11 protein-coding genes and 3 pseudogenes are annotated in these 11,583 nt (G+C 70.6%); 4 read left to right on the top strand and 10 right to left on the bottom strand.

Going from position 1 to position 11,583, the window contains the following annotated elements; genetic code table 11:
- Positions 1-268: pseudogene (locus G9H72_RS22105) on the bottom strand (hypothetical protein); the annotation flags it as partial.
- A 311-nt stretch (positions 269-579) separates the two neighbouring features.
- Here G9H72_RS22105 and G9H72_RS20265 point away from each other — a divergent pair.
- Positions 580-1,686, top strand: coding sequence for a S8 family peptidase (locus G9H72_RS20265; RefSeq protein ID WP_231127592.1), 1,107 nt, complete (start codon positions 580-582; stop codon positions 1,684-1,686).
- Between the two features lie 185 nt (positions 1,687-1,871).
- Here the strand turns inward: G9H72_RS20265 and G9H72_RS22100 are convergent.
- The 4 genes and pseudogenes from G9H72_RS22100 to G9H72_RS20250 form a co-directional block, all read right to left on the bottom strand.
- Positions 1,872-2,078 (bottom strand): annotated as a pseudogene (locus G9H72_RS22100) (hypothetical protein); the annotation flags it as partial.
- The gene (locus G9H72_RS23545) at positions 2,072-2,374 is read right to left on the bottom strand and encodes a hypothetical protein (protein WP_166174575.1); all 303 of its coding nucleotides are present in this window, start codon (positions 2,372-2,374) and stop codon (positions 2,072-2,074) included. The gene G9H72_RS23545 and the pseudogene G9H72_RS22100, both read right to left, overlap by 7 nt.
- A 142-nt stretch (positions 2,375-2,516) precedes the next feature.
- The gene (locus G9H72_RS20255; protein WP_166174573.1) at positions 2,517-3,026 is read right to left on the bottom strand and encodes an FBP domain-containing protein; all 510 of its coding nucleotides are present in this window, start codon (positions 3,024-3,026) and stop codon (positions 2,517-2,519) included.
- Between the two features lie 13 nt (positions 3,027-3,039).
- On the bottom strand, positions 3,040-3,594 hold the full coding sequence (locus tag G9H72_RS20250) for a PadR family transcriptional regulator (RefSeq protein WP_166174571.1): 555 nt from the start codon (positions 3,592-3,594) through the stop codon (positions 3,040-3,042).
- 769 nt (positions 3,595-4,363) lie between these two features.
- Here G9H72_RS20250 and G9H72_RS20245 point away from each other — a divergent pair.
- Positions 4,364-6,739, top strand: coding sequence for a glycoside hydrolase family 43 protein (locus G9H72_RS20245; RefSeq protein ID WP_166174569.1), 2,376 nt, complete (start codon positions 4,364-4,366; stop codon positions 6,737-6,739).
- A gap of 225 nt (positions 6,740-6,964) precedes the next feature.
- Here G9H72_RS20245 and G9H72_RS20240 read toward each other — a convergent pair whose 3' ends face one another.
- The 3 genes from G9H72_RS20240 to G9H72_RS20230 all read right to left on the bottom strand — a co-directional run bounded on the left by G9H72_RS20240 (position 6,965) and on the right by G9H72_RS20230 (position 9,196).
- The gene (locus G9H72_RS20240; RefSeq protein WP_166174567.1) at positions 6,965-7,459 is read right to left on the bottom strand and encodes a hypothetical protein; all 495 of its coding nucleotides are present in this window, start codon (positions 7,457-7,459) and stop codon (positions 6,965-6,967) included.
- Between the two features lie 173 nt (positions 7,460-7,632).
- Entirely contained in the window at positions 7,633-8,268 is a 636-nt protein-coding gene (locus G9H72_RS20235; protein WP_331272462.1) for a DUF6518 family protein, read from the bottom strand.
- A 454-nt stretch (positions 8,269-8,722) separates the two neighbouring features.
- Positions 8,723-9,196 carry a MarR family winged helix-turn-helix transcriptional regulator gene (locus G9H72_RS20230; protein ID WP_166174563.1) on the bottom strand — a complete coding sequence of 158 codons (474 nt, stop codon included), beginning with the start codon at positions 9,194-9,196 and terminating at the stop codon, positions 8,723-8,725.
- A 70-nt stretch (positions 9,197-9,266) separates the two neighbouring features.
- Here G9H72_RS20230 and G9H72_RS20225 point away from each other — a divergent pair, with 70 nt between their 5' ends.
- Entirely contained in the window at positions 9,267-9,785 is a 519-nt protein-coding gene (locus tag G9H72_RS20225; RefSeq protein ID WP_166174561.1) for a YbhB/YbcL family Raf kinase inhibitor-like protein, read from the top strand.
- A gap of 309 nt (positions 9,786-10,094) precedes the next feature.
- Here the strand turns inward: G9H72_RS20225 and G9H72_RS23275 are convergent, their stop codons facing one another.
- A complete protein-coding gene (locus G9H72_RS23275) occupies positions 10,095-10,301 on the bottom strand; it encodes an SDR family oxidoreductase (RefSeq protein WP_196791454.1) in 207 nt (68 codons plus the stop codon).
- A gap of 20 nt (positions 10,302-10,321) precedes the next feature.
- Here G9H72_RS23275 and G9H72_RS23540 point away from each other — a divergent pair.
- A pseudogene (locus G9H72_RS23540) lies at positions 10,322-10,765 on the top strand (TetR/AcrR family transcriptional regulator); the annotation flags it as partial.
- A 222-nt stretch (positions 10,766-10,987) separates the two neighbouring features.
- Here the strand turns inward: G9H72_RS23540 and G9H72_RS22090 are convergent.
- Complete coding sequence (locus tag G9H72_RS22090; protein WP_231127591.1) at positions 10,988-11,440, bottom strand: nuclear transport factor 2-like protein; 453 nt, start codon at positions 11,438-11,440, stop codon at positions 10,988-10,990.
- Between the last annotated feature and the right edge of the window lie 143 nt (positions 11,441-11,583).

Genomic DNA, 11,583 nt, shown 5'->3' with positions numbered 1-11,583 from the left:
GCCTGAAGCAGTCTTGTCTCACCGAGCTTGACACCCTCCGGCCCCCCGCGACGAACGACACGTACTCCGAGTCCTCGAACACTGCAACAGCTCTTGCTTCATCCTCCGCGGACAGGTGAAAGGCCCCCATGAACCACTCAAGGGTCTCCCGCGTCATCATCGTGCCAGCGAGCGCGCGCGAGATCCGATCGCGAAGTTGCCGCGGCAGGAGCTCCTGCTGCTCGGCTGTCCCATTCACCCACAACCACTCGGTGATGACCTCAGCCACCGCCGCCTGGTTGACGTAGCCCGGAGGACGCCGCTGCGCATACCGCTCCCAGCGGCTCCGGTAGGGCCCGGGGCGGATCAAGAGCTCCTTGAGGTACCGCCCTGCCTGCCCTGGCCCGGTCGGCGTCATGGCCACCCCCGCCGTAGTGCGACACAACTGCGACATACCGACCCTACGGTCTCGTGATGTCACATCCGAAGGCGGACTACACCAGCCGGCCCTCACTACCGGTGACCGTCCACAGCGCATGGAGGAGATCAATGACTCGTACCCGGCTGGCCCCAGCATGGGCGGCACTGATGGCGGCACCGATGGTGCTGCTGAACCTCGATCCTGCGTCCGCCGCCTCACCGGCTGAGCAGCAGGTCGTCGTTCAGCTCCGTCCCGGAGCGGACCGCTCGGACGTCATCGACTTGGCCGAGGAGAACGGTGGGAACGTTCGATACGAGTACTCACGGGCACTCAACGGATTCTCCGGCAGCATGACCAGCAGCGCGCTTGCAGCGCTGCGCCAGGATCCTGACGTCCTTTCCGTCGCTCCTGATCGTGAGATGACCATCTCCGCTACTCAGCCCTCTGCGCCCGAGGGGCTGGACCGGATCGACCAGCGCGCCGTCCAGGGTGACCGCAGGTACAGCTACACCACTGACGGAACCGGCGTGACCGCCTACGTGGTGGACACCGGCATTCGCACCACGCACCGCGACTTCAACGGCCGAGCCAGTACCGGCGTCGACCTCGTCGACGGCAGGGGCGGGGACTGCAACGGGCACGGCACCCACGTGGCCGGCACAATCGGCGGGAGGACCTTCGGCGTCGCCAAGAACGTGACTCTGGTCGCAGTTCGCGTTCTCGACTGCGCAGGCTCCGGCCGTGCTAGCACGGTGATAGCCGGCCTGGACTGGATCGCGACCCACACCGCGGGCCCCGCTGTCGTGAACCTCAGCTTCGGCGGTGGCGCGGACACCACAGTCGACGACGCTGTCACACGCCTCACGGCCGCCGGCATCACGGTCGTAGCCGCCGCTGGGAACGAGATGGTCGACGCATGCAGCTCCACCCCGGCGCGCGCACCGAGCGCCATCACCGTTGGGGCCGCCTACAGCCTCGCCCTCGGCTCGTACTTCAGCATGGACATGCGGGCCTTCTTCTCCAACCACGGCCCCTGCCTCGACGTCTTCGCCCCCGGCTTCAACGTCATCTCTGACTCCGCAACCTCCGACACCGCGACGGCGCACAAGAGCGGCACCTCGATGGCAGCCCCACACGTGAGCGGAGCCGTCGCCCGCTACCTGCAAGGCCACCCGGCCGCACGACCCGAAGAAGTCAGCTCGGCGATCAGCAGCACTGCGACCCGACCTGTCCTTGACGCCAACTCCGGCAACGCCGGACTGCTGTATGCAGCCCCCTCCTCCTGACGGTCCGGCCGCACTCCTGACGACGCCCAAGGACGTCACCGCCGTGGGACTGCCTCCACTTCCGCCGAGCCCCCCCCGGTGTGTGCGGAGACCAGGAGCTCGAGAGCGCAGCGGTGGACTGGGCGCAGCTCTGTGCGTAGCAGGCGGCCTTGAGCGCAGTCGGTGGCGTTTCGGCAGTGCTCGTAGAGCCGGCGGTCATCGAACCAGTCCACCCATCTCAGCGGTGGCGTACTCGAGGTGGTCGACGGCGGGCCAGGGGCGGCGGCGCTTGATGAGCTCGGTCTTGTCGAGGCCGTCGATCGTCTCGGCGAGCGCGTCGTCGTAGGGATCGCCGACCGTGCCACAGAAGCCGCGATCCCGATCTCCGCCAACCGCTCGCCGAATCTCAGCGCAGATAGGCTCGACACCCCAGCGCAGGCCGCCGTCCTCGCGGCCGCCTGCGTGCTCGCGGATGAACTCCGCGAGTACCGGAGGGCCGGTCGGGCTCGGCTCCGAAGAAGGCCGCCACAGCCTCGAGGACGCCGTTCGCGCGCTTGAATTCGGCGGCTTCGCGCTTCAGGCGCTTGATCTCCTCGGACTCCTCAATCGTGGTCCCGGGCCGCTGCCCGTCATCAACCTGCGCCCGGCGGGCCCACGTGCGCACCGTCTCCGCGGTCTCGAGGCCGAGCATCTCGGCGACCTTGGCCATGCGGCACAGTCCGAGTCATGGTCGGGGGCGGCTCCCAGCACTTCGTCACGGTCGCGGATGGGCCCGTTCTCGAGCGTCCCCATGCGTGGGTTTCCCGGCGTCGGCGACCTACGTCCCGCCCGCCGGCCGGTGATGCTTCCGCTCATCTCTCGGCGAGAACCGCCTCCTCGCCGAGCGCCCTCCTGAAGAAGGCGTCGAGCCGACGCTGCAGTCCCTCGATGCGGGCCGGCGTCCCGAGGGGCTCGGGCTGGGGCGAGGGCAGCTTGCGCAGCCCGCGGACGCAGAGCGAGCAGGCGAGATCGGCGCAGATGTAGGTGCCCACGGTGTTGCCGTCCCGGCCGGACAGGCCGGCGCGGGGGGCGACGAACAACCCGACATCGCTGCCCGGGCGCGCGGCGTGGCAGAGGTCGCAGAGCGCGCCGCCCGTGCGGAAGGGGGCGCTGTCGGTGGCGCGCAGCACGAGGCCCATCGGCTTCCCGTCCCGAACGGTGACGATGAAACCCTGCTGGGGCGCCTTGGGGTTGATCCAGCCGAAGAAGTCGAGGTCGTCCCAGGGGACGTCGTCGAGCTTGGGGACGCTGATCGCCTTCTGCGCGGTCTTGGAGCAGTTGACGAACGACGAGCGGATGGTCTGGGGATCAAGCGGGTTCACAGTCGTTCCTTCGTCAGGCGGTCGAGCGAGGCTCGGTGTCTTCTGTGCCAGTCGTGCCGACGTCCTGGGCGGCGGTGAGCTGCTCGCGGAGCCAGTCGAGGGCGAGGTCGTGGTAGCGGCGGCCGAAGTCCAAGGTGGGGCCGAACGGGTGATCCTGGCCGGAGGCGACGTGGTGGTCCCACAGCCGCTCCAGCGTGCTGCGCTCCTGCTCCACGAAGCGCAGCTCCCGCTCGAGGGCCGCGCGCCGGTCCGCCGGCGTCAGCTGGGCCAACAGGAACCACCGGAGCAAGGTCTCGTTGCGCTGGCTGCGCGACGGCTCCGCGACCACGAGCCATAGGCGCAGCTCCTCGCGCCCGGACGACGTCAGCCCGTAGGTGCGGCTGCGCCGCGCACCTTCGCCGACCACCTCTACCAGTCCCGCCTCCTCCAGCTTGATCAGCTCGGGATAGATCTGACTGTGACCGGCATGCCAGGCGCTGCCGAGCGACCGCTCGAAGCTCCGGGTGAGCTCGTATCCGGTAGACGGCTGGATGGCGAGCAGGCCCAGAAGAGCGTGACGCAGTGACATGACCGCAGCGTACCAGACTGACATGTCGAGAACAACAGGTCAGCACAGTCATGTCCTGGGGCCAGCTTCGGCTCCTCGCCGGCCAGCGGCACGCCTGCCGCCACCGCGGGCACTGCGCCGTGTCGTCCTCGTGGACGCCGAGGCACCGCCCGGTGGTCAGGGTCCGGCTGCCGGCGACCACTGCCGCGGCATCGACCTCTCGTGCCACTGACGGCGCCCGCCCGCTTCGCGGCCTTCTGGCGTCGCACGTGCGCTGCGAGGAGGCGTCGAGCTCGGCGGCATGGTTCGGCAGCACGCTCGTGGCGCGGGCGCACTCACCCCCGCACCCTCCCTGTGCAGGTGAGCGACGTACGAGTGGCCAGCAGGTGGGTCGGGAGTCCAGGGGCTTGCAAGCCCGTCCGGGGTGGCCGCCACTCGGGCGGTGGCCTCACGGCCGCAGCGCCGGCACCACGGATCCGGCTCGATGACCCGGCGACCGATGCGTACCGGTTCGGGTGGCCGCGCTCGCCACCACTTCCGGGACTTGACGCACTGCATGTTAGCGATAACACTCGCCGAATGGTCACCGCCGACCGCCTCTGGGAAGCCGCGGTCGGCGGCGCCGAGCGACGCGAACCGCACGGGACGCAGCGCGTCGCGCCACAGAAACGGACCCGTGGTCGGCGGGTCTCCAGGGCGACGGAGAGGTACGCGGATGGAGCTCCAACGGAGGAGAACAGCACCGCAGGCAGCAGCGAGCCGGCGCTCGGTCGGCCGCCTGCCGGCCAGGATGATCGCCGTCGCGGCGGCGAGCGCGATGGGTTTCGCGATGCTCGCAGCGATGCCGGTCTCGGCGCAGGTCCAGGACCAACGCAGTCAGGCTGAGGTCACGGTCCCCACCAAGGCAGGGCCCGGCGCCAGCGTCGAGACCGCACCGGACGGCACGCCGTACGAGCGCTACGTGTTCGCGTCCTTCCACGGCGGCGACGACGGCGGGCGGAACGGCGAGCAGATCTGGCTCAGTGCCTCAAAGGGAAACGACCCGTTGAACTGGTACGAGCTGAACTACGACGAGGGCACGGCCGTCTCACAGCCGATCCTGCAGACGGTCAACCCGGCGCAGGGTCAGATGGGCCTGCGTGACCCGTCCCTCATCCGCTCCGCGGACGGCAAGAAGTTCTTCCTGCTGGCGACCGACCTGAAGACGTACCAGGACGGCCAGTCGTGGTCGTACCGCCAGTCGCGCGGCTCCCGCAACCTCGTCGTCTACGAGTCCACCGACCTCGTCAACTGGTCCGATGCCCGCTTCATCAAGGTCGAGGACGACCACGCGGGCAACGTCTGGGCGCCGGAGGCGTTCTACGACGAGAGCCGGGGCGAGTACATCGTCTTCTGGGCCTCGAACCTGTACCCGGACGAGAACATCGCCACCCGCAACACGCAGCAGATCTCCTACAACCGGATCCGGATCGCGACCACGAAGGACTTCGTGACGTTCACGGAGCCCAAGACCTGGATCAACCTCGACCGGTCCACCGGCCGTCAGGGCTGGGGCATGATCGACTCGACGATGATCGCCACGGACGACCGGATCTACCGCCTCACCAAGGACGAGAACGGCTTCCGCGTCCTGCTGCAGTACATCTCCTCCCTCGACGACCTCCACGACACGTGGGGCGAGGAGGAGACGGAGCCCTACGCGGTGAACAAGAACCCGATCACCCCGCTGACGACCATGCCCAACGCCTGGACGATGGTCGGCAACCCCAATGGCTCCAGCAAGTGGCAGGTCCCCGGGCTGAACGGCGGGAACCTCGAGGGCCCGCTGGTCTTCAAGGACAACGCCGAGGACATGTACTACGTGTTCATCGACTACGCGTCCGGCGGCGGGTACGTCGCCTGGCGCGCCCCGTCGATGGACGTGCCGCCGAACCAGTGGGAGTACCTGGGCCAGTCCTGGTGCAACAGGACGGGCCTGTCGAGCACGTGCAACGCCCAGGACCCGGCGTCGCCCTACTGGTCGTTGCCGGTCAGCCCGCGCCACGGCTCCGTCATCCCCGTCACGCTCGAGGAGTGGGAGACGCTGATGGCCGGCTACAACTCCCCGGTGCACGTCGAGGCGTCGGTCGTCACGGCCGGCGGCGACGCGGTGCCCGAGGACGAGTGGCTGAACGAGGCGCCCGAGCTCGAGGTGACCTGGACGGACTTCAACGACACCGGCCTGGCGCCCGCCTGGCTGCGGCTCGTCGAGGGCCACAACGGCGGCTCGCGGGTCGTGTCCGCCGAGAGGATCACGTCCGGCATCACGCAGGGCATGACGGTGCCGGTCAACGCCGTCGAGGGGACGAACTGGGCCCAGCTCGAGTACCGCGACGCCTCGCTCGGGGGCGACGCGGTGATGCTCTGGACGCCCGACGTCTCCTACAAGCTCGACACCACCGCGCCCGTCGTCGGGGCTACGGTCGACGGGTTCGAGCTGTCGGTGTCGGTCACCGACCCGCTGCCCGCCGGCGTCACCGAGAACTCCGGCATCGCGTCGTGCGAGTACCGGGTCGGGGACGGAGCGTGGGCGGCCTGCGCCGACACCGTCGACCTCGGGGCGGCGATCAGCGATCGCACGGTGACCGTCGTCGCGACCGACAACGCCGGCAACGAGACCACGGTGCAGGTCGCCGCGCAGAACGAGCTGCCGGAGACCATCGACGAGCTCGCGGCGGGCAACCACATGCCGCGCAGCGTCGTCCGCGACCTGCAGAAGCTCCTCGACGCCGCCGCCGACGCGGAGGCCAAGGGGGACGGGGCGGAGGTGCTGCGCCAGCTGCAGCTGCTCACCGCCTACGTCGCGGCCGCGAACGTGAGCAAGATCGACGCCGAGGCATGGGACACGCTGTGGCCCGTCCTGCTGGACTACGTCACGCCGCAGAGCGGCGTCGCAACGCTGCAGCAGCGGGTCGGCGACCTCACCCGCAGCGGCGACATCGCGACGAGCACCGGCCGGGACTTGCACGAGCACCTGGCGGCGGCGTCGGCAGCGCCGACAGCCCAGGAACGAGCGGCGCACCTGCAGGCCCTGCGCACGGACGTCGCGTCGGCGCGGGTCAACAAGGTCAGCCAGAACGCGAAGGCCGCACTGCTCGCGCTCATCGACGACGCGCTCGGGTCGTGAGCTAGCGAGGCTTCGCAGCAGAGCACCACGTGACACCGTCCACGGCCCCCGCACCCCCGGTGCGGGGGCCGTGGACGCAGCGCGGCCGGCACGCAGGGCGCCCGGGCGTACGGTCGTGCCGAGGTGCGCTCGCCGTGCCACCGACGTGATCCCGCGGGCGCCTCACCGCATCGTGCTCAGGTCCGCGCTTCGCCACGTTCCGCGGTCACCGGACGCTTCCCACGGCTAGTGGTCCGTCGCGCCCTTGAGCACGCGTGGAGGCACTGCCGGCGCCGGCCAGAACTGGATCGCGTAGGACTCGAGCAGAGGGCCGGAATCCTCGTCGTAGCCGAAGGCGTCTCTGGACGGGAGCCTTCCGCGAGCACAGACCCGCACACGCAGCTCCCCTCGTGCCTGCTCGAGCAGCGGAACGCTCACCGGCTCCCCGAACAGCGAGCCGAGACGCAGGCCCTGGTCGGTGGTGACGCTGAACTCGGCAACGTCCTCCCAGGAGGCGAGGTCGGCTGTCGGCTCGTCGAAGTGCCGCTCAACGACGACCTGCGCCTCGCCGGCGTGAGCGCCGCAGAGGATGCAGACGAACTGCTCTTCCTCGAACGAGAGCAGTCCGTTGTCCTCCGGCGCTTCCACGCGCACCCGGCCGTCGCCGTCCTGCAACACGAACTGGAACTCGTCGACAACAACACGTGCATCAACGACAGCTGGCTCGGACACCTCGGGCACGGGACACAGACTGCCACCGGACTCCCGCCGCCCCGTACAGACCAGCTTCCATGAGCCGCCGGACCCGGCCGGCGGACTGGACACCCATGGGTGGTCACGCCGCCGGTTGCGGTCCGCGAGCCCCGAGCGCCAGTACTGCCGCCGCGGCCGCGCCAGCAGCGCTGACGTCGAGGTCAGAGCAAGGACAGGAGGTTCATCCGGTACACGAGGACGAACGCCGTGCTCGACAGCAGCGCCACAGCGGCGGCAACGAGCACCAGCCGCGCAGGGAACCGGCGCACCCGCGCGACCATGGCGAGGCTTACGCCTGCAGCCACGGCCTGACCCCACCAGTAGGCCGCGGGCGTCGTCTCGGCCACCACGGTCAGCCCGTAGACGGCCTCCCCCACCAGGACCCCCGCAACAGCCCCCGCCGCCGTGGCCGCCTGCCAGGCTCGACCACGTCGCACGAGCCGGGCGCAAACCCCGAGCGGACCGCCCACCACCAGAGCACACACCGCCCAGAAGGCTGCTGCAGTACTCGAGAGCCACGTGTTGCCCATCAGTTCCGCGGCCACCCCGTACCCGAGATCCAGCCCGAGCAGAACGAGCACTCCGCAACCGGCCGCGGCCGGCAGCCCAGGGGCCCGCCAGGCGATCAGCAGCGCCAGCACCGACCACGCTCCGGCAGAGTTCGCCAACGGCGCCAGCACCCCGGGGAGGACCGCCTGCGCCCAGGCTGTCGCTGCACCACCCAGCAGGCCGGCAGCCACAGCAGCCAGGAGCGCGTACGCCACTGCCCGGGCGTGGCGCCTGTCGGTCGCAGCCACGCGGACAGCAGAAGAACGCACAGCAAGAGAAGGCACAGACAGCTCCCAGATCGCAGTCACACGGCCTGCGCGCGGCGAGCCACTCCAGGTGACGGTCGCGCATGGGCCGGTACAGGCACGCTAGGCCTTCACGTCGGCCGTGGCCTCCCTCGCGGGTGCCGCTGCCGTCCTCCACAGGTACCGCCCCTGACGCAGGAGGTCCACGAGCCGAGGTCGAGGAGCCGGTCCCTGTCGGTACCGCCGGTGGTGTCGCCCGAGCAGGCTGGTCCCGGTGGTCCTCCACACGGCCCCGCACCGCCTGCGAGCGAGCCGTCCTCCTGTCGCGCCACCGACGGCGTGCGGCTGGCGGCGCCTCGTGCCGCTGAACGCATGTGCCAACGAGTGCCTGGAGGACCGGGTGAGCCGTCGGTACGTCGACCCTCCGGCACATGTTGCGGGTCCGACCGCGGAACCGCTAGCTGCCGCGGACGTGGTCGCCGAGTCTGCGCAGGATCTCGGGGACCCGCTGCAGCACGGCCCGCTCGTCGTCGCTGAGGTGCCTCGCCGCATCGGCGACGGCACTCGCCCGCCGCAGGCGTTCGGCCTGCAACGTCCCGGTCCCCCGGCTGGTGAGGTGCACGCTGACCCGCCGCCGGTCGCGTTCATCGACCACGACCTCCACCAGCCCCTGATCGACGAGCAGCCCGACGGTCCGCGCCATCGACTGGTGGCGCACCTGCTCGCGGGCGGCGAGCTCGGTGATGGAGAGGCCTCCGTCGCGCACGAGGTGACCGAGGGCCGCCGCCTGCCCGGGCGGCATCGTGTCCGAGCTGCGGACCCGCCGCACGAAGGCACCAACGGCGGCCCGGAGCTCCTCGGCAGCCCGCAGCTCCGGCGACAGCCCGGGCTCGCCCGGCGGCTCCTCCGACGAGTCGTCGTTCACGCCCACCGGCCCAACATACAGGCATGCTGTACGTTGCAGTCGTACAGCATGCCTGCACAACAACGGAGGTGCCCGAGTGTCCTACGACCCCTACGAGCTGGCCTTCCCCACGCCCACCTTCACGCTGTCCAGCCCCGACCTGGCCCGCGGAGGCGCGCTCCCGCGCGCGACGTACGCCCGGCACGGTGGCCAGTCCCCCGCACTCACCTGGCACGACCTCCCCGAGGGCACCCGGAGCCTGCTCCTCACCGCCTACGACGCCGATGCGCCGGTGCCGGGTGGTCTGTGGCACTGGCTGCTCGCCGACGTCCCCGCCACCGCCGGCGGCCTGCCCGCCGGCGCCGCCTCGCCCGGCGGGTCACTGCCGGCCGGCGCTCGGCCCCTGGTCAACGACCTGGGCGAGAAGCGTTTCTCCGGCGTCAACCCGCCGCCAGGCACCGGCACCCACCGCCTGTTCGTCGCCGCGACCGCCCTCGACGTCGAGCACCTCGAGCTTCCCGACGGCGTGAGCACCGCCATGCTGCACATCCTGGCGATCCCGCACACGCTCGGCCGAGCAGTCCTGGTAGGGACAAGTCAGGCCCCCGACGCCTGACCCCGTCCTCTGTCCCGGCGTCGCCGGGATGCGCGCAACGGAGCCGAACGACCAGCGTCAGGTAGCCCCAAGCCCCCCAGGCTGCGCCCGAAGGGCGAACCGCGTTGCAGGCAACACACGACACGAGTGCCTGACGTGGCCACCGCGCCGACTCCACGGGATCTCGCCCGTCTTCGGCGCGCCGGATGTCGTAGCAACGGATACGGGCCGTACGTCCGCTCGCGCCGGGGCCACCACAGCCCGACGACGAGCGGGACGGGCGGGACGACGAGGAGCCACGCCAGGCGGGGCGCGCTCGCCGTAGCACGATCAGACGCCGATGCGCCCCCCGTCGACGAACCATTCCGCCCCACTGACGAACGTGGCTGCGTCCGAAGCGAGCAGCAGAGCAGCGGCCGCGATCTCCCCAGGATCGCCGAGCCTCCACTCATCGCCTGCCTTCCTCGCCCGGCCGCGAGCCCACCTTCTGGAACGACTCGTCCACGACGTACCACCGTTCTGGCCGCTCCGGTCCAGAACGGCGTTCCCTCGAGGACATGGGCAGACCGAGGGGATTCGACGAGGAGCATGTGCTGACCACCGCTCGCGACCAGTTCTGGACGACGGGCTTCGCCGGCACCAGCATGGAGACGATCGGCACGGCTACCTGGCTGGGCAAGGGCAGCCTGTACGGGGCATTCGGCGGCAAGCGGAAGCTCTTCCACCGCGTGCTCGACGACTACTGCACCATGGCGGTCGGAGCGGCGGCTCAGCAGCTCGCCGGCGAGGACGAGCGGGCCTTCGAGCGGCTCACCGACTACGCGCTGGACCATGCCAGGACCAGCGCGGAGCCCGGGCACCGCGCCTGCCTGCTCGCCAAGGGTGCTGCAGAGCTGGCCGAGCACGACGAGGTGGTCTCGGCCCGCTCACGGGAGGCCTTCGACGACCTGCGTCGGACCTTCGCCGAGACCCTGGAGAGGTGCCGGCGCAGCAGTGACATCGCCCCCGACGCCGACGTGCAGCGACTCGCCGCCCTGCTGCTGGCCGTGCATCGCGGGATCGAAGCCCTCGGCGAGGCCGGGACCGACGGGGACACGCTGGCAGGTATCGCGCAGCCGGCTCTCGCCGGCCTTCCTCGCCCACCCGCCCGGCGGCCCTGGCAGCGACCCAAGGCGCGCACGCTCGACCAGGTGGGCCGCTCCCCGCGTGCCCGGAGCTCCAGGTCAGTAGTCCAGCAGCCCGTGGTGCATCACGAGCAGCCAGCGCTCCTGGCACCACGAGTAGCCCTTGCCTGCCCGTCCCTTCCAGTGCATCCGCGCACCGGTAGCGCGGTGCTCCCACAGGGTGTCGACGTCGACCACGGCAAGCGCCGCGTCGAACTGGGGGGACAGCGAGATCCCAGCCGTGACGCGCCTGTTGTGCACGAGTTGGTGCGCGGCAAAGAGCTCGCGGTAGTCCGCGCCCCAGCGATCGCGGTCGAAGCGCCCGTTGACCCAGACCCAGGTCAAGGGGTCGTGAGCAGAGGGATCAGGCGGGAACGGCCAGACCATGTCGGGGTGGAACAGGTCCAGCAGCAGGTCCACGTCCTGCGTGTCCCACGCCCTGGTCTCGATGTCCACGGCCTCCTGGACGAGCGCGCGACGGCGTCGCTGCTCGCCCCCGCTCACCTGCGTCATCCGGTCCTCCACGTCGCGCCGTCGCGTTGCCCCCGCGCTGTCGGTACACGTCAGGCTCCCCCAGCGCCGGCTCCCTGCCTGCTGACTGATCGGCACCCGCCCGCATCCGTGACAGCGCCGAGACCAGCGTGGCCGAAGCCCAG

The sequence above is a fragment of the Motilibacter aurantiacus genome (assembly GCF_011250645.1).
Taxonomy (GTDB): Bacteria; Actinomycetota; Actinomycetes; order Motilibacterales; family Motilibacteraceae; genus Motilibacter_A; species Motilibacter_A aurantiacus.
This window is presented reverse-complemented; position numbering and strand designations above follow the sequence as displayed.

Bases quoted from the DNA above. Each gene is read 5' to 3' on its own strand.
- G9H72_RS23545 (WP_166174575.1), bottom strand. From the start codon at position 2,374: ATGGCCAAGGTCGCCGAGATGCTCGGCCTCGAGACCGCGGAGACGGTG.
- G9H72_RS20250 (WP_166174571.1), bottom strand. From the start codon at position 3,594: ATGTCACTGCGTCACGCTCTTCTGGGCCTGCTCGCCATCCAGCCGTCT.
- G9H72_RS22090 (WP_231127591.1), bottom strand. From the start codon at position 11,440: ATGACGCAGGTGAGCGGGGGCGAGCAGCGACGCCGTCGCGCGCTCGTC.
- G9H72_RS20245 (WP_166174569.1), top strand. From the start codon at position 4,364: ATGATCGCCGTCGCGGCGGCGAGCGCGATGGGTTTCGCGATGCTCGCA.
- G9H72_RS20265 (WP_231127592.1), top strand. From the start codon at position 580: ATGGTGCTGCTGAACCTCGATCCTGCGTCCGCCGCCTCACCGGCTGAG.